The organism is Alloalcanivorax marinus (assembly GCF_016906305.1).
Taxonomy (GTDB): Bacteria; Pseudomonadota; Gammaproteobacteria; order Pseudomonadales; family Alcanivoracaceae; genus Alloalcanivorax; species Alloalcanivorax marinus.
Genome location: NZ_JADDOL010000017.1, coordinates 29,258 through 47,640 on the forward strand (window position 1 = coordinate 29,258; position 18,383 = coordinate 47,640).

Annotated in this window: 16 protein-coding genes; 9 read left to right on the forward strand and 7 right to left on the reverse strand. The window is 66.0% G+C overall.

What is annotated here, in order from left to right; all coding sequences use genetic code 11:
* Positions 1-83 precede the first annotated feature (83 nt).
* From IM760_RS13985 to IM760_RS13995, 3 genes are all read right to left on the reverse strand, one after another.
* Positions 84-2,555: an NHL repeat-containing protein gene (locus tag IM760_RS13985; protein ID WP_204430415.1), complete on the reverse strand. Its 2,472-nt coding sequence runs from the start codon at positions 2,553-2,555 to the stop codon at positions 84-86.
* Between the two features lie 90 nt (positions 2,556-2,645).
* Complete coding sequence (locus IM760_RS13990) at positions 2,646-3,395, reverse strand: enoyl-CoA hydratase/isomerase family protein (protein WP_204430417.1); 750 nt, start codon at positions 3,393-3,395, stop codon at positions 2,646-2,648.
* Positions 3,392-4,060: a TetR/AcrR family transcriptional regulator gene (locus tag IM760_RS13995; protein ID WP_204430419.1), complete on the reverse strand. Its 669-nt coding sequence runs from the start codon at positions 4,058-4,060 to the stop codon at positions 3,392-3,394. Before IM760_RS13995 ends, IM760_RS13990 begins: the two co-directional genes overlap by 4 nt.
* 341 nt (positions 4,061-4,401) lie before the next feature.
* Here IM760_RS13995 and IM760_RS14000 point away from each other — a divergent pair, with 341 nt between their 5' ends.
* The 6 genes from IM760_RS14000 to IM760_RS14025 all read left to right on the forward strand — a co-directional run bounded on the left by IM760_RS14000 (position 4,402) and on the right by IM760_RS14025 (position 10,296).
* The gene (locus IM760_RS14000; protein ID WP_204430422.1) at positions 4,402-5,625 is read left to right on the forward strand and encodes a substrate-binding domain-containing protein; all 1,224 of its coding nucleotides are present in this window, start codon (positions 4,402-4,404) and stop codon (positions 5,623-5,625) included.
* 72 nt (positions 5,626-5,697) lie between these two features.
* On the forward strand, positions 5,698-6,498 hold the full coding sequence (locus IM760_RS14005; RefSeq protein ID WP_204430423.1) for an ABC transporter ATP-binding protein: 801 nt from the start codon (positions 5,698-5,700) through the stop codon (positions 6,496-6,498).
* A gap of 1 nt (position 6,499) precedes the next feature.
* Positions 6,500-7,225, forward strand: a complete 726-nt coding sequence (locus IM760_RS14010) for an ABC transporter ATP-binding protein (RefSeq protein WP_204430425.1) — start codon at positions 6,500-6,502, stop codon at positions 7,223-7,225.
* A 30-nt stretch (positions 7,226-7,255) separates the two neighbouring features.
* On the forward strand, positions 7,256-8,314 hold the full coding sequence (locus IM760_RS14015; protein ID WP_204430427.1) for a branched-chain amino acid ABC transporter permease: 1,059 nt from the start codon (positions 7,256-7,258) through the stop codon (positions 8,312-8,314).
* Between the two features lie 13 nt (positions 8,315-8,327).
* On the forward strand, positions 8,328-9,527 hold the full coding sequence (locus IM760_RS14020) for a branched-chain amino acid ABC transporter permease (RefSeq protein ID WP_204430429.1): 1,200 nt from the start codon (positions 8,328-8,330) through the stop codon (positions 9,525-9,527).
* On the forward strand, positions 9,517-10,296 hold the full coding sequence (locus tag IM760_RS14025; protein ID WP_204430431.1) for a 3-hydroxybutyrate dehydrogenase: 780 nt from the start codon (positions 9,517-9,519) through the stop codon (positions 10,294-10,296). The genes IM760_RS14020 and IM760_RS14025 overlap by 11 nt, the downstream gene beginning before the upstream one ends.
* Before the next feature lie 236 nt (positions 10,297-10,532).
* Here the strand turns inward: IM760_RS14025 and minE are convergent, their stop codons facing one another.
* From minE to IM760_RS14045, 4 genes are all read right to left on the reverse strand, one after another.
* Positions 10,533-10,787, reverse strand: a complete 255-nt coding sequence (gene minE, locus IM760_RS14030; RefSeq protein ID WP_204430432.1) for a cell division topological specificity factor MinE — start codon at positions 10,785-10,787, stop codon at positions 10,533-10,535.
* Positions 10,788-10,789: 2 nt separating this feature from the next.
* Positions 10,790-11,602, reverse strand: coding sequence for a septum site-determining protein MinD (gene minD, locus IM760_RS14035; RefSeq protein ID WP_204430433.1), 813 nt, complete (start codon positions 11,600-11,602; stop codon positions 10,790-10,792).
* Between the two features lie 37 nt (positions 11,603-11,639).
* Positions 11,640-12,356 carry a septum site-determining protein MinC gene (gene minC, locus IM760_RS14040; RefSeq protein ID WP_204430434.1) on the reverse strand — a complete coding sequence of 239 codons (717 nt, stop codon included), beginning with the start codon at positions 12,354-12,356 and terminating at the stop codon, positions 11,640-11,642.
* A gap of 260 nt (positions 12,357-12,616) precedes the next feature.
* A complete protein-coding gene (locus IM760_RS14045; protein WP_204430435.1) occupies positions 12,617-15,073 on the reverse strand; it encodes an acyl-CoA dehydrogenase in 2,457 nt (818 codons plus the stop codon).
* A 231-nt stretch (positions 15,074-15,304) separates the two neighbouring features.
* On the opposite strand from IM760_RS14045, the gene IM760_RS14050 reads away from it, so the two are divergent.
* From IM760_RS14050 to IM760_RS14060, 3 genes are all read left to right on the forward strand, one after another.
* The gene (locus tag IM760_RS14050) at positions 15,305-16,174 is read left to right on the forward strand and encodes a tetratricopeptide repeat protein (protein ID WP_204430436.1); all 870 of its coding nucleotides are present in this window, start codon (positions 15,305-15,307) and stop codon (positions 16,172-16,174) included.
* Between the two features lie 338 nt (positions 16,175-16,512).
* On the forward strand, positions 16,513-17,808 hold the full coding sequence (locus IM760_RS14055) for an ammonium transporter (protein ID WP_239549846.1): 1,296 nt from the start codon (positions 16,513-16,515) through the stop codon (positions 17,806-17,808).
* A gap of 131 nt (positions 17,809-17,939) precedes the next feature.
* Positions 17,940-18,326: an SCP2 sterol-binding domain-containing protein gene (locus IM760_RS14060; protein WP_204430442.1), complete on the forward strand. Its 387-nt coding sequence runs from the start codon at positions 17,940-17,942 to the stop codon at positions 18,324-18,326.
* Positions 18,327-18,383: the final 57 nt, after the last annotated feature.

The following is an 18,383-nucleotide window of genomic DNA, read 5'->3' on the forward strand; positions in this document are numbered from 1 at the left end:
GCGCGTTGTCGTTATTCGTGGGTGCTTGATCGCGGTCGAAGCGACCGCTCCTACGGTGGGGAGCGGTCGTTTCGAGCGCGCCATCAATCGTTGATTTCCGACCAGTCGAACCGGGTGATGCGGTTGCTGATCAACGAGAACACGTAGACGTCACCGCCGCCCACGGCCACCTGCTCGGTGTCGAACAGACCGCCGGGGCGGGTGCCCAGATCACGGTCCAGCCAGTGGCCCTGGTAGGCCGGGCTGATCACGCCGGCGCCGTCGGGGCTGTAGTCGTCCGGGTTGGCCCAGGCCCGCGCCACCATGTTGAAGCCGTCGGCCACCACCAGGGCGTCCTGGGCGGCGTCGTAGGCGAGACCAGCGGGCAGGAACAGGCGCTGCGGGTCCAGGTCGTCCGGGTGGTCGTAGGTGCCGCCACCCAGGCCGACCTGGCCGATCAGGGCGCCGTTGGCCGGGTTCAGCGCCTGGATGCGCTGGTTGCGGCGGTCGGTGACATAGACCCGGTCGTCCAGGGCGAGCACGCTGCCGATCTGGTCGAAGGTGCCCGGCGCGCCCTGTTCGAAGAAGTCCGGGCCCAGGCTCCAGTTCTCGCCCAGGTCGTTGCCCTTGGAACTGTCCACGCCGCCGGCGTACCAGTTGCCGTCCAGGGTGCCGCTGCCGCTGTCGTAGTCGAAACGCCACACGTAATTGTCGAAGCTGGTGATGTAGACCGCGTGCTCGTCGCCGCCCTGGGTGACGTTCACCGACACCGGGTAGTTGGTGTTGCTGGTGGACAGGCCGATTTCCGGCACCGGCAGGCCGCCGGTGCGGTAGCTCAGGTTGAACAGCTCTTCCAGGTTGCCGTCGGCGTCGTAGATGCGCAGGCTGGCGTCGCCGGTGTAGGGCCAGGGCAGGGTGGCGTCGGCGCCCACCAGCACCGCCACGCCTTCGCCGATGTTGCTGTCGGTGAAGGTGGCGATGCCGGTGACCCCGTAGCTGATGTTGGTGCCCGGGAAGCGGCCCTGATAGTTGCCGCTGCTGTCGTACATGTTGATGCGGGTGTTGGGCGTGTCGCTCACCAGCAGGCGGTTCTTGTTGCCCAGCCAGGCCATGCCGCTGGCGGAGTGCAGCTGGCCGGCCAGGGTGCGCGGGTGGCCCCAGAATTCATTGTTGGACACGGTGCCGACGCCGGCGGACACGGAGCAGCGCAGCAGGGTGGTGCCGCTGGAGTTGGTCCAGCATTTCTTGATGCGGTTGTTGCCGGAGTCGCTGACCAGATGCACCCGGGCGTTGCTGTAGTAGTAGCCCCAGGAATAGATGTTTTCCCGATAGAAAGTACCGTCGGCGCGGATCACCGGCACCAGATCGTTGGGCAGCTGGAAGGCTTCGTCCTCGGTGCCGGCGCTGGTGGGCGCGCGCATTTCCACCTGATGGATGCCCAGGCGGCCATAGATCCAGGCGGCGGAGGCGTCGCTGCTTTTGCTGGTGCGGTAGCGCACCGGGTTGGCGTCGCTGGTGCTGGCCAGGTTGCTGAAGCGCAGGATGCGGCCGCTGTAGGTGTCCGCCACGTAGAGGTTGCCGTCCAGGTCGGTGCGCAGCCCGCGCGGGCGCTTCAGGTGGTCGGCGCTGCCGCCGTCGCGGAAGCGACCGATCATGTCGTCCAGGGTGAGCTGGCCGGTGGCGGTGTTGACGCGGAAAATCTTGATGCGGTTATTGCCGTTGTCGGCCACGTACAGGTAGGTGGCGCCGTTGTCCGGCGAGGTGTAGTAGGTCATCCCCTGGGGGATGCGGAAGCCGTCGCGCTTGGCCGGTTCGCCGGCGTAGTCGTCGTAGTAGGTGGAGTCGGTGCCGTAGTCCTTGTCCACGCCACGGATGCGCGGGCCGGCGCCCACGTAGCGGCCGCTGCCGTCCTGGTGGCCCAGGGTCTGGATCAGCGTCACCTGGTAGCCGTTGTCCGGGTCGATGCCGAACGCCTTGACCCGATGGTTGAATTCATCGGACACATAGATAAAGCCCTGCGGCGTGATGGTCATGTTGCGCGGCAGGTACAGGTCCTCGCCGCCGCCGTGGCCGGGCTGGCCGATGGAGGTGACGTATTCGAAGCCGCCGGCGCTGCCGGTCACGGTGCGGAAAAAATGAATCTGCTGGCGGCCCACGTCGTTGACATAGAGGCCGGCCAGACGATCGTCGTCCGCCTCGCTTTTCGACAGGAAAGCGATGCCCAGGGGCGCGCGGATTTGCGGTACCGAGGAGGCCGGGCTGTCGGCGGCCAGGGTGGTGTCGGCGTCGTCCAGGCGGCCCACCAGGGCGCCGTTCAGATTCAGCACCTTGATTTCATGGTTGCCCATGTCCGCCACATAGACCCGGGCGCCGCTGGCGCCGCCGCTCAGGGAGTCGCGGTCATAGGTGACGGTGGTGGGGGTATTGAACTGGTAGCGCTGCTGCACCGGCTCGCCGGTGAGCTCCGTGGAGCGGTCCTCGTCGGCGAAGGTATCGAACGCGCCCGCGGTGAGGGGCAGCGCGGTGAAGGGCAGGGCGCCGAGTAGCAGCGCGCCGGCCAGGGCTTTTGTTTTCATGATGCTCTCCCGTTGATTGTTGTTTTGCTTGCCGGCCGCCGGCGGCCGCCCCAAACGGCGGCCGGCGGTCGGGTTGTGCCGAGAAAATCGCTATTTTTTCAGAAAGGCGGCCATGCCCCGGTCCGCCTCGTCGCTTTCGATCTGTTCCAGAAAATGCCGGTATTCGGCCTCCAGGCCGGCGGCCACGGTGGCCCGGTCGGGGCGCGTCAGGGCCAGGGTGCGGCCCACGCTGCCGGGTTTGGCGTCGCGGATTGTCTCCGCCACCGCCCGCGCCGTGGCGCCGGTGTCCTCGGCGCGGTACTGCACCAGACCCAGCCGGTGGGCCTCGTCCGCGTCCAGACGGCGGTTGGTGAGCTGAATGTCCAGCGCCCGGGCCCGGCCGATGCGCTCCGGCATCAGCGCGGTCCAGCCGCCGTCCGGGCTGAAGCCCACCACCGTGTACCAGGGCGCGAAGCTGGCCCGGTCGCCGGCCACGGCGATGTCGCAGGCCAGCACCAGGCCCAGGGAGCCGCCGGTGACCAGGCCGTGCACCGCCACCACCGTGGGCACCGGCAGATCGAGCAGATCCAGCAGCGTGGCGTTGAGGGTGCCGACCACCTTCTCCGCGTAGGCGCGGCGCTGGTCCCGGGGCGTTTCATGGAAGCCGGCCACGTCGCCGCCGCTGGAAAAGGAACGGCCTTCGGCGTCCAGAATCAGCACCGCCGCGTCGCTGTCGCGGACCCGCGCCAACTGTTCACGGATCGCGTCCAGCAGCTCCGGCACCAGGGCGTTGTGGCGGTGCGGCCGGTTCAGGGTGAGCCGGGCGATGCGTTCCTCGATGCGCAGGGTGGCGGCGCTCATGGGTTTTTCTCCGGGCCTTCCAGGGTCAGGCCATTGCGGAACAGGTCGGAGATGGTGGCGACGATCTCGTCGAACGACACGTCCCGATCCCACAGCGCGTAGCGCAGACCGAGAAAGTTGGACATGCCCATCAGTGCCCACACCCGCACCTCGTTATTGCCGGCGCGGATTTCGCCCTTGCGGGTGGCGTCGGCCAGCATGCGCAGATAGCCGCGCCCGAAGGCTTCGTAGTATTCGCGGTAGATCGACTCGTCCACGAACTGGGCCTCCTGCAGCACCCGGTACAGGGAGGGGTGCTCGAACAGATACTGCAGGAAGGCGCGCAGACCTTTTTCCTCCGCCTGCAGCCGGTCGCCGGCATCGACGATCTCGGCGGCCAGATGGGCGCGCACCTGATGGCCCATGTCGCGCACCAGCTCGCGGAGAATTTCCTCCTTGCCGGCGAAGTAGGTGTAGAAGGTGCCCTGGGCGACGCCGGCGGCGCGGGTGATGTCGCTGATGCCGGCGCGGTGGTAGCCGAGGGTGCCGAAGGTGTCCTCCGCGGCCTTCAGGATGCGCGCCCGGGTGCGGGCGCCGCGGGCGGTCTTGGGTGCCCCGGGGCCGGCCTGGGCGGCGTCGTCGGCGGGGTCCGGAGTGGCGGTTTTGAGCGAGGCGGTACGGGTCATGGGAGCCGTCTTTTGTTCTTTGAAAGTTGAATCGGTATTCAACTAAATTAGGTTTGGCGGGTCATTCTGTCAACCATGAAGACCTTACCGGGACGCCGGAAGAGCGCCCGGAAAGACGTCGGGAAACCCGTTTTGTACTGTTTTTTCAGGGGTTGGCGCCTTTCCAGGGTGGCGCGGAGTGGAATATTCCACGATTGTGGAATTTTTTCCGCCAAACTCTTGCGGAAAGGTGAATCAGTTGTCATATTGTTGGCGCACGCTTTCCAAAGAACAGCAAAACAACAACTCGCGGCCACCGGCCGGAACAAGAACAGCAAGAATCGAGAAGAAGGAGAAATCCTATGAAGCGTCTGATTACCGCCACGGCCTTCACGCTCACCGCCCTGGCCGCCGCGCCCCTGGCCCAGGCCGCCGACTCCATCCGCATCGCCCACGTCACCGGCTTCACCGGTCCGCTGTCCGCCTACGCGGAGCAGCTCAGCGTGGGTCTGGAAATGGGCTTCGAGTACGCCACCGACGGCAGCATGGAGATCGAAGGCCGCAAGATCGAGATCATCGACAAGGACACCCAGCTGGACCCGGCCCGGGCCCGCTCCCTGGTGGAGGAAGCCTACGCCGAGGACGACGCCCAGATCGTGGTGGGCCCGGTTTCCTCCGGCGTGGCCCTGGCCACCCTGCCGATCGCCGAGCAGTACGAGCGCATCATCATGCCCGAGGGCGTGGCCGACGCCATCACCGGCGCGGACTGGAACCGCTATGTGTTCCGGGTCGGCCGCAACTCCTCCCAGGACGCGGTCTCCAACGCGGTGGCCCTGGGTGAGCCCGGCGTCTGCGTGGCCACCATCGCCCAGGACTATGCCTTCGGTCGCGACGGCGTGGCCGCCTACAAGGAAGCGATGGAAGGTCAGGGCGGTAAAGTGGTGCACGAGGAATACCTGCCCACCGACGCCACCGACTTCACCGCCGCCGCCCAGCGCCTGTTCAACGCGCTCAAGGACCGGGACGGTTGCGAGCAGGGCAAATACATCTTCGCCATCTGGGCCGGCAGCGCCAACCCGCTGAGCCGCATCCAGGACCTGCAGCCGGAGCGTTTCGGCATCAAGCTGGCCACCGGCGGCAACATTCTGCCGGCGCTGGTGAGCTACTCCGAATTCCCGGGCATGGAAGGCGCCGGTTTCTACTACTTCGAGTCGCCCAAGAACAAGATCAACGACTGGTTCGTGAAGGAGCACTTCAAGCGCTTCGACGCGGCCCCGGACTTCTTCACCGCCCAGGGTTTCTCCCAGGCCATGGCGATCACCGCGGCGATCCGCAAGAGCAAGGGTTCCACCGACACCGAGGACCTGATCAAGGCGTTCGAAGGGCTGGTGTTCGAGACTCCGAAAGGCAAGATGATCCTCCGCGACGAGGACCATCAGGCGCTGCAGGAGATGTACCACTTCCGCATCAAGGCCGAGGAGCGGGATGACTGGTTCGCCGACCGCACCGTCACCGCCGGCGTGCCGGAACTGGTGCGCACCATCGCCATCGATCAGATGAACATCCCGATCCGCAACAAGCGCTGAGACCAGGGGCGTGGCCCGGCCGGGCCACGCCACCGTCACCCGCCTTTTTCCGATCATACCGAGGGACCTCCCATGGCCTCCTTGCAACCCGAAACCGCCTCCCGTCCGGTGCTGGAAACCCGCGACCTGACCATCAATTTCGGCGGTCACGTGGCGGTCAATCAAGTGTCCTGCGCGTTTCACGCCGGCACCCTGACCTCCATCGTCGGGCCCAACGGCGCCGGCAAGACCACCTGGTTCAATCTGATTTCCGGGCAGCTGCCCGCGTCCGCCGGCAGCGTGCGGCTGTTCGACGAGGACATTACCCGACTGGGCGCCGCCGCCCGCGCCGACAAGGGCCTGGGCCGCGCTTTCCAGCTTACCAATCTGTTTCCCAATCTGACCGCGCTGGAGAACGTGCGCCTGGCGGTGGCGTCGCGCCATCGCATCGGTCATGTGTTCTGGCAGATGGCCAGCCGCCGCCGCGATCTCACCGACCGCGCCGCCGCCTATCTGGAACAGGTCAACCTGGGCCGTCGCGCCGACGATCTGGTGGCCAATCTGCCCCACGGCGACCAGCGCAAACTGGAAGTGGCGCTGATGCTGGCGCTGGAGCCGGAGGTGTTCATGTTCGATGAACCCACCGCCGGCATGAGCGTGGACGAAGTGCCGGTGATCCTGGATCTGATCGCCGACATCAAGAACAAGCAGAACAAGGTGATTCTGCTGGTGGAGCACAAGATGGACGTGGTGCGCTCGCTGTCCGACCGCATCGTGGTGCTGCACAACGGCGAACTGGTGGCCGACGGCGAACCCGCCGAGGTGATCGCCTCGCCCATCGTCCAGGAAGCCTACCTGGGCGCCACCGCCGACGACCCCGCCGAGGAAGCCTGATATGAGCGACCCGATTCTTTCCCTCACCGGCGTGCGCGCGGACATCGACCAGTACCACATTCTGCACGGCGTGGACCTGCGGGTGCCGAAGGGCGAGCTGACCGTGCTGCTGGGCCGCAACGGCGCCGGCAAGAGCACCACGCTGCGCACCATCATGGGCCTGACCACCGTGACCGGCGGTCAGGTGCGTTTTCGCGGCGAGGACATCACCGGCCAGCCGACGCCGCGCATCGCCCGCCAGGGCATCGCCTTCGTGCCCGAGAACATGGGCATCTTCAGCCTGCTGACGGTGCGCGAAAACATGGTGCTGGCGGCGGTCAGCGGGCCCATGGACGAACAGCGGCTGAACTGGATTTTTGAACTGTTCCCGCCCCTGAAAAAATTCTGGAACCGGCCGGCGGGCAATCTTTCCGGCGGCCAGAAGCAGATGCTGGCCATCGCCCGGGCGGTGATCGAGCCCCGCGAACTGCTGCTGGTGGACGAGCCCACCAAGGGGCTGGCACCGGCCATCATCAACGACCTGGCGGACGCCTTCGAGCAGCTCAAGCAACAGCAGGTCAGCATTCTGCTGGTGGAACAGAACTTCAACTTTTCCCGGCGTCTGGGCCAGTCCGTGGCGGTGATGAACGACGGCGGCGTGGTGTACGCCGGCCAGATGGCCGAGCTGGCCGACGACGAGGACCTGCAACAGGAGTTGCTGGGGCTCGGTCTGGGCGCGCATCAATAAGCGCGATCAACGAATAAGGAGAACACAGTCATGTCGGCGCACGACGAAATTCTCGAACCGCGGCCCCAGGGCGTCCTCGCCCGGTTCCGCGCGTTCCGCGAGAAACGGCCGCACCTGTTTCTGCTGGTGCTGATGATGCTGGTGGCGTTTTTCATGATGGACCCGCGCACCTGGGTGGTGCTGACCATCAGCGGCCTGGCCATGGGCGCCATGGTGTTTCTGATGGCCTCGGGCATGACCCTGACCTTTGGTCTGATGAACGTGCTCAATCTGGCCCACGGCGCCTTTATTTCCCTGGGTGCCTTCGCCGGCGCCACGGTGCTGGTGCACTGGCTCAACGCCAGCGCCGGCGAGTCGTCGCTGCTCGCCAACCTGGCGGCGGTGGTGCCGGCGCTGGGCTTCGCCCTGGCGGTGGCCGGGCTGGTCGGCCTGCTGTTCGAGCGGCTGGTGATCCGGCCGGTGTACGGCGATCACCTCAAGCAGATCCTGGTCACCGTGGGCGGTTCCATCATTCTGATGGAAATGATCCATGTGATCTGGGGGCCCAATGAGATTCCGGTGCCGCGCCCGGACGCGCTCACCGGCGCCTTTCTGCTACCCGAGTCCTGGCCGGTGATCGGCGGCGTGGCGCTGGAAAAATACCGGCTGATCGCGGTGATCCTGGGGCTGGCGGTGTACGGCATGATGACCTGGGTGATCGAACACACGCGCACCGGCATTCTGATCCGCGCCGGGGTCGAGGACCAGGAAATGGTGGAGGTGCACGGCTACCGCATCCGCCTGCTGTTCCTGGGCGTGTTCGTGGCCGGCTCGGCGCTGGCCGGGCTGGGCGGCGCCATGTGGGCCATGTACCGGGAGATCATTACCGCGCACATGGGCGACGAACTGATGATCTCGGTGATCGTGGTGATCATTCTCGGCGGGCTGGGTTCCATCAAGGGCTGCTTCTACGGCGCCGTGCTGGTGGGCCTGATCAATCTCTATGTGGGCTACCTGGAACCGCGTCTGGCGGCGGTGGCCACCGTGGGCCTGATGGTGGGCGTGCTGATGTGGCGTCCCCAGGGCCTGATTCCGGTCATCAAGGTTTGAGGGGCGCCCGGCTATGATGCAACGACTGCTTTCCGGCGATTACCCGCGCAGCCGCGCGCTCACCGTGCTGCTGCTGATCATCGGCGTGAGCCTGGCGCTGGGGCCGTTCCTGTTCCCCGGCGTGCGCGCCTTCTCCATGCTCGGCATGATCTGCGTGTTCATTATCGTGGTGGCGTCCTACGATCTGATGCTGGGTTATACCCACATCGTGTCGTTCGCGCACACCATGTTCTTCGGCATCGGCGCCTATGGGGTGGCCATGGCCACCGACGCCTTCGGCAGCGGCTACGGCGCGCTGCTGATCGGCATTGGCGGCGCCTTGCTGCTGTCCATTCTGCTGTCGCTGTTGCTGGGCCTGCTGTCGCTGCGGGTCAAGGCGATCTTCTTCGCCCTGGTGACCCTGGCGGTGGCGTTCGCCTTTCTCAGCCTGGTGACCCAGCTGTACAACCTGACCGGCGGCGAGGACGGCCTGGCCATGCGCGTGCCCCGGGAACTGGGGCCGGCGTTCCGGCCGTTCGACGAGCCCTGGGTGGGCTTCGATGTGGTGGGCTTTTTCACCGGCCTGTTCAGCGACCCGGCCGGTGCGTTCCAGAATGCGCTGTTCGATGTGCGCGTCAGCGGCAAGCACCTGATGTACTACGTGGCGTTCGTCAGCGCGGTGCTGGTGTTCCTGTTCCTGCTGCGCATGGTCAACTCGCCGTTCGGCCGGGTGCTGCAGGCGATCCGCGAGAACGAGTTCCGCGCCCAGGCCCTGGGCTACCGCACCGTGTTCTACCGCACCGCGGTGGTGATCGTGTCGGCGCTGCTGGCGACCCTGGCCGGGGTGCTGTTCGCGCTGATCAACCGTTACGTGAACCCGGAGAACACCCTCAACTTCGAGCTGATGGTGTTCATCCTGCTGATGTGCGTGATCGGTGGCATGGGCACCCTGTACGGCGCCGTGGTCGGCACCGCCGTGTTCCTGCTGGCGCAGAACTATCTGCAGGACCTGCTCAAGCTGCTGGCCGGCGGCGCCGAGCCGGGCAGCCTGCTGGAACATCTGGTGGGCCCGGACCGCTGGTTGCTGTGGTTCGGCCTGCTGTTCGTGCTCAGTGTGTATTTCTTCCCCACCGGCATCGTCGGCCAGCTGCGGCTGTGGGCGGCGCGTCGTCGCCAGCGCCGCGCCGGCGCCGGCCGGGTGGCGGACCAAGGAGAACAGCATCATGCGTCTTGAGGACCGTGTAGCGATCATTACCGGCGCCGGCCGTGGTATCGGCCGGGGAATCGCCGAACAGTACGCCCGGGAAGGGGCGCGGGTGGCGGTGGCGGATCTGGAAGCCGCCACCGCCGAGGACGCGGCGGCCGCGATTCGCGACGCCGGCGGCGAGGCCATCGCCGTGACCATGGACGTCACCGACGAGAACGCGGTGGACAGCGGCGTACAACGGGTGATCGACACCTGGGGCCGTCTCGACATCGCCATTGCCAACGCCGGGGTACAGCACATTGAAGCCCTCGACAAGCTGTCCCTGGCCGACTGGCGCAAGGTCACCGCCGTGCATCTGGACGGCGCCTTCCTGCTGACGCGGGCGGCGCTGCGCCATATGTACCAGGGCGGTGGCGGCACCGTGCTGTACATGGGCTCGGTGCATTCCCTGGAGGCGTCGCCGTTGAAGTCGCCCTACGTGGCCGCCAAGCACGCCCTGCTGGGGCTGTGCCGCTCGGTGGCCAAGGAGGGCGCCGCCCACGGCGTGCGCAGCCACATTATCTGTCCGGGGTTCGTGCGCACCCCGCTGGTGGAGAAGCAGATTCCGGAGCAGGCCCGGGAGCTGGGGATTTCCGAGGACGAGGTGGTGCGCAACGTGATGCTCAAGAACACCGTGGACGGGGAGTTCACCACCGTGGAGGACATTGCCCGGCTGGCCACCGATCTGGCGGCGTTTCCGTCGGCGGCGCTCACCGGCCAGTCCTTCGTGGTCAGCCACGGCTGGCACATGGGGTAGGGCGGTCGGAAAAAGTCCGGGGGCCGGTTCCATCCCTGGAACCTGGAGATCGATCAGGCCTTCGGAGGGGTCGCAGAAAAGGAAAACCTGAAGGGGCCCGCCGGACCACTGAATGTACTGTACAAAAGGACAGCAGTCAACGAAGCGAGCGAATTGGGCGAAGAAAGACGGGAGAGCCGTGCGCGCCGGGGGAGATCCCCGGCGTCTTTTTTGCTTCACGGCCGACCGCGATGGGGTTATTCCTGCTCGGGCAGGGTGATGTTCAGTTCCAGGATCTCGCAGCCGGACTCCCGGTCCAGCTGGATGTTGACCGCGTCCTGGTCCACCGGCACGTACTTGCGCACCACCATCAGCAGTTCTTCCTGCAGCTGCGGCAGATAGTCCGGGCCGCCGCGGGTGGCCCGTTCCCGGGCCACGATGATCTGCAGGCGTTCCTTGGCCACCGAGGCCGACTTTTCCTTCTTGGGCAGCAGATAGCTGAAAATGCTCATCGTTACCCTCCGAACAGACGGCCGAAGAGGCCTTTCTTGGCGCTGGTCAGGAACCGGTGCTCGCGTTCCTCGCCCAGGAAGCGGGCCACCGCGTCCTCGTAGGCCTGGCCGGCGTCGGAATCCGCGTCCAGGATCACCGGGGTGCCGCCGTTGCTGGCGTTCAGCACCGCCTGGGATTCCGGGATCACGCCCAGCAGATCGATGGCGAGAATCTCCTTCACGTCCTCGACGGACAGCATCTGCCCGGTTTCCACGCGCTGCGGGGAGTAGCGGGTCAGCAGCAGCCGGGCGGGGATGTCGCCTTCGCCCTGTTCCGCCTTGCGGGTCTTGCTGGAGAGGATGCCCAGAATACGGTCGGAATCGCGCACGCTGGACACTTCCGGGTTGGTCACCACCACCGCCTCGTCGGCGAAATAGGCGGCGGTGAGCGCGCCCTTCTCGATGCCCGCCGGGCTGTCGCAGATGATGTATTCCATGCCCATGTCCTTGAGGCCGTTGAGCACCTGCTCCACGCCTTCCAGGGTCAGGGCGTCCTTGTCGCGGGTCTGGGAGGCGGGAAGGATGAACAGGTCCTCCACGCGCTTGTCCTTGATCAGGCCCTGCTTGAGGTTGGCGTCGCCGCTGATCACATTGACCAGGTCGTACACCACGCGGCGTTCGCAGCCCATGATCAGGTCCAGGTTGCGCAGGCCCACGTCAAAATCGATCACCGTGGTTTTGTGGCCGCGCAGCGCCAGGCCGGTTGCCAGAGCCGCGCTGGTGGTGGTTTTGCCCACACCCCCCTTGCCGGATGTTACGACCACGATTTTTGTCACGATCTCGTCTCCTTGAATGAGTGTTCGCGGGGCGGCGTTACTTGCCGCTCAGCTCGACGAAGCGCATGGCGTCGCCGTCCAGAGTAATTTGCACCGCCTTGCGGCGTTGATTATCGGGCAGATCCTCGGCCACCCGGTAGTGGCCGGCGATGGACACCAGTTCCGCGTCCAGGTCCTGGCAGAAGATACGCGCCGAGGTGTCGCCGCGCACCCCGGCCAGGGCGCGCCCGCGCAGGGTGTTGTACACGTGGATATGGCCCTCGGCGAGCAATTCCGCGCCGGTACTCACCGGCGCCAGCACGATCAGGTCGCCGCGGCTGTAGATCTGCTGCCCGGAGCGCACCGGCTGCTCCACCAGCAGGGTCTCGGCGGCGGCCGCCGGCGCCGCCTCGCTGGCCGGGGCCGGTTCCGCCCGGGCCACGTCCCGGCCGCCGGCCAGGCTGATGCTGCCCAGGCCGAGCATGGCGGCGGTGTCGGCGTCCAGATGGGCGTTGCGGGCCAGCGCCACCAGATTCACGCCCAGCCCGCGCAGGGTGTCCACGGCGGACAGCAGCTCGATCTGATTGACGTCCTCGGGGGCGGCCACGTCGATCACCACCGGCGCGTCGCGCAGCCACTGGGCCGCGTCCTCGAGCCGGCGGCCCACTTCGCGGTGCAGGGTATTGGGGTCCAGGTCCTTGAGGTGCAGGACCGTCATCATCAGCATGCGGCCCTTGAATTCGAGAACCGCTTTTTCTTCGGAAGCCACTGTCATTGGAGGGTGTCTTGTACCGAATGGGTGGACGCCGGCGCGAAGCGCGGCGGCCGGCGACGGAACGGGAGAAGCCTAGTCGAAAGCGCGATCCGGTGAAAGTCGCGTGACAGAAGCGCTTTGTTAAATTTGGCGGCAATGGGACCGGATGGGCAGAAAAGCGCCCCGAATAAGAATAAAGGCGTAGGTCCGCGCCGCCGGCCGCCCACGAAAAAGGCCGCCCGAGGGCGGCCCGTTTCGTCACTCCGTGAGCGCGGGACCGGTCAGATCGGCCGCTCGGTGTGCATTTTCACTTCCTTCAGGTCCTTGTCGAAGGCATCGGTGAGCAGACAGTCGTAGCGCATTTCGTCGTACTCCAGGATCGCTTCCACCTTGTCGGACGGAATGATGCCCTGGGCGGCGGCGTCCTCGACCTTGGCGCGCAGGGTGTCGCCGTTGAGCTTGCCCTTGATGTCCGCCTTGTAGAACGCCTCGAAGTCCGCTTCCACCTCCAGCAGCTTGTTGTAGGTGGTTTCCACCCGGCCGATGCTGTCGTTGGGGTCCTGGGAAATGTAGGCGTTGGCGGCCAGGGCGTCGCGCACGCTGGTGGGGTTCATGATCTGCTCGCCCAGGGTGCGGATCAGGGCGTCGTCCGGCTTGTGCGCCAGACACGGACGGCCCACCGGGAAGAACAGACCCTTGAGCAGGCGCGCCACGCCATAGTTGCCGAAGTTGCGGCAGAAGTCCTCGATGGCGTCGTGGGCCTGGCTCAGGGAGCGGCGCAGCGCATAGGTGGCGTGGGCGTCGTTGGCCTCGTCCCGGGGCAGGGTGGCGTGGTACTTGAGGATCGCGCAGCTGATCAGCAGGTGGCTGTGCAGATCGCCGAGCCGCGCGGACACCATCTCGCGACGCTTGAGGTCGCCGCCCAGCAGGGCGAAGGCCACGTCCGACAGGCTCGCCAGCACCGCGCTGTAGCGGGTGATCAGGCGGTACCAGGGGGCGCTGAAGCTGTCCGCGTTGGCCGGGATGTCGGCCAGCTTGGAACCGGTCAGGCCGAGCACGATGCCCCGGCTGATGTTGCCCAGGGAGTGGCCGGCGTGCTTGAAGAACAGGTGCTCGAACTGCTTGAAGCCGCGGTCCTGGTCCTCGTCCTGGATCGCCTGCAGCTCATCGTACAGGTACGGATGGCAGCGCAGCGCGCCCTGGCCGAAGATCATCAGCGAGCGGGTCAGAATGTTGGCGCCTTCCACGGTGATCGCCACCGGGATCGACTGATAGGGCAGCGCCATGAAGTTGCGCGGGCCCATCTGCACGGCGCGGCCACTGGCGATGTCCATGCCGTTGTTGACCAGAATCCGCATCATTTCCGTGGAGTGGTACTTGGCCATGGCCGTGACCACCGAGATGGTGCCTTCCTCCAGGCCCCGGGTGACCAGGTGCCGGTAGGCTTCCAGGGTGTAGGACAGGCCGGCCACCTGGGCGGAGGCCTCCTGCACGCCCTCGAAATGGCCCACCGCCAGACCGAACTGGCGGCGGATGCGGGCGAAGGCACCGGTCATGCGGTAACCCATCTCGCCGCTGGCGGTGGCCAGCGCGGGCAGGGACACGCCCCGGCCGGCGCCCAGACATTCGATCAGCATGCGCCAGCCCTTGCCGGCCATTTCCTGGCCGCCGATGATGGCGTCCAGCGGCACGAACACGTCCTTGCCGTTGATCGGGCCGTTCATGAAGGGGGAGCCGCCCGGGTTGTGGCGGCGGCCGATTTCCACGCCTTCGGTGTCGGCGGGCAGCAGGGCACAGGTGATGCCGATTTCGTCCTTGTCGCCGATCAGGTGGTCCGGGTCATACAGCTTGAAGGCCAGCCCCACCACGGTGGCCACCGGGGCCAGGGTGATCCAGCGCTTGGCGAAGTTCAGGCTGATGCCCACCACTTCCTCGCCGTCCACGGTGCGCTTGCAGACCACGCCCTTGTCCGGGATGGCGCCGGCGTCGGAGCCGGCTTCCGGGCCGGTCAGGCCGAAGCAGGGGATTTCCTCGCCGGAGGACAGGCCGGGCAGCCAGCGCTGCTTCTGTTCCTCGGTGCCGTATTTGGCCAGCAGTTCGCCCGGGCCCAGGGAGTTCGGCACCATGGCGGTCACCGCCGTGGTCAGCGAACGGGTGGCGATCTTGCTCATGGTGCGGCTCTGCGCGTAGGGGCTGAAGTCGCGGCCGCCGTATTCCTTGGGAATGATCAGGCTGAAGAAGCCCTTGGTCTTGAGGAATTCCCACACTTCCTCGGGCAGATCCTTGAGCTCGTGGTAGATCTTCCACTCGTCGAGCATGTCGCAGAGCTCTTCCACCTCATTGTCGATGAAGGACTGCTCCTCTTCGGTGAGCTGGGTGAAGTTGGTCTTGGAGAAATCGTCCCAGTCCGGCTTGCCGCCGAACAGCTCCGCCTCGAACCAGGTGGCGCCGGCCTCGATGGCCTCGCGCTCGGTGTCGCCGATGGGCGGCATCATCTTGCCGAGCATATTGAACACCGGGCGGGCGATCAGCTTGCTGCGCAGGCCCGGGTGGTTGAGCACCAGCAGCACCGCGGCCAGCAGAATCAGCAGAATGGGATTGTACAACCAGGACGCCAGCAGGCCGCACAGCAGCCAGACGACGGCGAAGACCACGCTCCCGGTGGTCAACGTCAATTGCGCATAAAATATGGCCAACAAGGTGCCGGCCAAAATTACCAGGGCCAAAAGGCTCAGCATGGTCATCTCCTTTGCCAGGATGCGTGCTCGAGAGTGGATACCCTAAAAACGCTCTCTACCTTACCGTGACAGTATGTAGAGCGCGTGAACGTCTGTAACAGTGTACCCCTCCGCCACCGCTTTGCAGGCGCTTTAACAGTATTTAATCTGTTTATGGCCCCTTGGAATTCCGTACAATTGCCGCCAATCAAGGAAACCTTGAAAACCTACCTCTCGGCACAGGAGTCCACGGTGCAGGACAACGCTTCGATCATCGATGTCACCGAACAGAACATTCAGCAGTTGCTGGAGGGCTCGCGGCAGGTGCCGGTGCTGTTCGACTTCTGGGCGTCCTGGTGTCAGCCCTGCCAGCAAATGGCGCCGCTGCTGGAAAAGCTGGCCGGCGAATACCAGGGCAAGTTCGTGCTCGCCAAGGTCAACGCCGACGAGCAGCAGAACATCGCCGCCCAGTTCGGTGTGCGCAGCCTGCCGTCGCTGAAACTGGTCTATCAGGGTCAACTGGTCAGCGAACTGGACGGGGCCCAGACCGAGGGCGCCCTGCGCCGCTGGCTGGCGCCGGTGGTGGACCCGGACGCGGCCCAGGCGGAGCAGGAAGAGCAGTTTCTGGAGCAGGTGCGTCAGGCCATCGAGGCCGGCCACGGCGAACAGGCCGAGCAGGCCCTGCGGCAGACCCTGCAGGAGCAGCCGGACAAGCACGCGTTCCGCGCCCTGTTGGTGGAGTATCTGCTCGGCGAGGGCCGCTCCGACGAGGCGCAATCGGTGCTCGCCGAGGTGCTCGAGGACGTGGAGGAGCTGCGCCCGTTCCGCGCCCGCTTCGCGCTGCTGGACAAGCTGGACGGCGGCGGCGAGAGCCTGCGTGACCTGGCCGCGCGCATCGACAGCGACCCCACGCCCGCCGACCTGCACGCCTACGGCCTGCGCGCCGCCGCCGCCGGCCAGTTCGAGGCCGGCCTGCAGGCGCTGCTGACCCTGCTGCGTGATCATCCGGATTACCAGGACGGGGTGGCCCGCCAGGCCCTGCTGGAAGTGTTCGACTGTCTGCCCAAGGGCGACCCCATGGCCAGCCGCTACCGCCGCAAAATGTTCACCTATCTGCATTGAGGTTTGCCCGGGCCCGGGCGAATCGCGGCTGAAGCCGCTCCTACGGTGGTATTACCCCCCCCCCCCTGTAGGAGCGGCTTCAGCCGCGATCCCGCCTTTTAATGGCGCAGCCTCCCGCTCTTTTCGTGCTCAATATTGGTGCCCTTTAGCGCCTTTCTGCACTTGATGGGTGCGCTTTTGCCCGGTTTTCGTGCGACCAACGCCTGTTCACCCCGTCTTTCCCGGTATTTCGTTCTGGCCTGATTCTTGTATGCCCTTTCCCGGTGCAGAGCCGCCGGGGTGCTTCCCGGCGGTGCAATTCCGGCCGTTGTTCGGCCTCGAGGACCGGGAAACCAACCATGAAAATAATCTATCGCATGGCGGCGCTGACCGCCCTGATGCCGTCGGTGGCCCGCGCCGACACCCTGGACAAGAGCGATACCGCCTGGATCATCGCCGCCACCGCCCTGGTGCTGTTCATGACCCTGCCGGGGCTGAGCCTGTTCTACGGCGGCCTGGTGCGCGCCAAGAACGTGCTGTCGGTGCTGATGCAATGCTTCGCCATCGCCTGCGCGGTATCGCTGGTGTGGCTGATCGCCGGCTATTCCCTGGCGTTCGCCGACGGCGGCGCCGCCAACGCCTGGATCGGCGGGTTGCAGCATGCGTTTTTCGCCGGCATCGACCGGGACACCGTCTCCGGCACCCTGCCGCAGAGCCTGCACGGCCTGTTCCAGATGACCTTCGCCATCATTACCCCGGCACTGATCGTGGGCGCCTTCGCCGAGCGCATGCGCTTCGGCGCCATGCTGGCCTTTTCGGTGCTCTGGGTGCTGGGCGTGTACGTGCCGGTGTGCCATTGGGTATGGGGCGGCGGCTGGCTGGCGGAGCTGGGGCTGTACGATTTCGCCGGCGGCACCGTAGTGCACATCACCGCCGGCGTGGCGGCGCTGGTGGCGGCCATGGTGCTGGGCCGCCGCAAGGACTGGCCCGGCCAGGCCATGAAGCCGCACAACATGACCATGACGGTGATGGGCGCCGGCATGCTGTGGGTGGGCTGGTTCGGCTTCAACGGCGGCTCGGCGCTGGCCGCCGACGGCAACGCCGCCATGGCCATGCTGGTCACCCATATTTCCGCCGCCGCCGGTTCGCTGGTGTGGATCACCCTGGAGTACGTGAAGTTCGGCAAGCCGTCGGCCCTGGGCATCGCCACCGGCATGGTGGCCGGCCTGGGCACCATCACGCCGGCCTCCGGCTTCGTGGGGCCGGGCGGGGCGCTGATCATCGGCCTGGCCGCCGGCGTGGTGTGCTTCTATATGGTGCTGGTGGTCAAACAGAAATGGCGCATCGATGACTCCCTGGATGTGTTTCCGGTGCACGGCATCGGCGGCATGCTGGGCACGGTGCTGGCCGGCGTGTTCGCGTCCACCGGCCTGGGGGTATTCTCCGGCTACGGCTTCGCCAAGCCGGAATACGGCATGCTCGAACAGGTCGGCGTCCAGCTGCTGGGCGTGGTGGTGACGATCCTTTACACGGCGGCGATTACCTGGCTGCTGCTCAAGCTGGTGGGACTGTTCACGCCGCTGCGGGTGAGCGCCGAGGAGGAAAGCCAGGGCCTGGACATCGCGCTGCACGAGGAGCGTGGCTACGATCTATGAGCGACGGGCGCTTTTTTGGCGCTCTGAGACCATTGTCAGCCCCGGGGCCTTTCGATAAGGTACGGAAAAGTTTCGAACGCTCGTTTGAATTGCCCCGGGCGTCGAAGCGGCATTCAACCAAGGAGACAACAATGAGCGTGGAATTTCTGTCCGACGAATGGTTCGCGAAGGTAAAGGAAATCCGTGAATCCGCCGGCGACGTGCAGGCCCCCGCGGCGCTTGCCGATCTGGTCATCAACATCAATGTGAAAACCGACGACGGCGAGAAGCACCTGGCCCTGGTCGGCGGCATGATCGAGGAAGGCCAGCACGATGACGCCTCCACCACCCTGACCCTGCCCGCCGATCTGGCCAAGCGCATCTTCATCGAAGGTGACCAGTCCGCCGGCATGCAGGGCTTCATGAGCGGCCAGATCAAGGTCGACGGCGACATGAGCAAGCTGATGTCGCTGCAGTCCGCGCAGCCCACCGACGATCAGAAGCAGCTGATGAAGAAGATTCAGGAAGTGACCGCCTGATCCCGCTTCACCTCGGTGAATCGAAGACGCCCGCCTCGCGCGGGCGTTTTTTGTTGG

Bases quoted from the DNA above. Each gene is read 5' to 3' on its own strand.
- IM760_RS13990 (WP_204430417.1), bottom strand. From the start codon at position 3,395: ATGAGCGCCGCCACCCTGCGCATCGAGGAACGCATCGCCCGGCTCACC.
- IM760_RS14015 (WP_204430427.1), top strand. From the start codon at position 7,256: ATGTCGGCGCACGACGAAATTCTCGAACCGCGGCCCCAGGGCGTCCTC.
- IM760_RS14010 (WP_204430425.1), top strand. From the start codon at position 6,500: ATGAGCGACCCGATTCTTTCCCTCACCGGCGTGCGCGCGGACATCGAC.
- IM760_RS13995 (WP_204430419.1), bottom strand. From the start codon at position 4,060: ATGACCCGTACCGCCTCGCTCAAAACCGCCACTCCGGACCCCGCCGAC.
- minE (WP_204430432.1), bottom strand. From the start codon at position 10,787: ATGAGCATTTTCAGCTATCTGCTGCCCAAGAAGGAAAAGTCGGCCTCG.
- IM760_RS14060 (WP_204430442.1), top strand. From the start codon at position 17,940: ATGAGCGTGGAATTTCTGTCCGACGAATGGTTCGCGAAGGTAAAGGAA.
- IM760_RS14020 (WP_204430429.1), top strand. From the start codon at position 8,328: ATGATGCAACGACTGCTTTCCGGCGATTACCCGCGCAGCCGCGCGCTC.
- IM760_RS14000 (WP_204430422.1), top strand. From the start codon at position 4,402: ATGAAGCGTCTGATTACCGCCACGGCCTTCACGCTCACCGCCCTGGCC.
- IM760_RS14055 (WP_239549846.1), top strand. From the start codon at position 16,513: ATGAAAATAATCTATCGCATGGCGGCGCTGACCGCCCTGATGCCGTCG.
- IM760_RS14005 (WP_204430423.1), top strand. From the start codon at position 5,698: ATGGCCTCCTTGCAACCCGAAACCGCCTCCCGTCCGGTGCTGGAAACC.
- IM760_RS14025 (WP_204430431.1), top strand. From the start codon at position 9,517: ATGCGTCTTGAGGACCGTGTAGCGATCATTACCGGCGCCGGCCGTGGT.
- minC (WP_204430434.1), bottom strand. From the start codon at position 12,356: ATGACAGTGGCTTCCGAAGAAAAAGCGGTTCTCGAATTCAAGGGCCGC.
- IM760_RS14045 (WP_204430435.1), bottom strand. From the start codon at position 15,073: ATGCTGAGCCTTTTGGCCCTGGTAATTTTGGCCGGCACCTTGTTGGCC.
- IM760_RS13985 (WP_204430415.1), bottom strand. From the start codon at position 2,555: ATGAAAACAAAAGCCCTGGCCGGCGCGCTGCTACTCGGCGCCCTGCCC.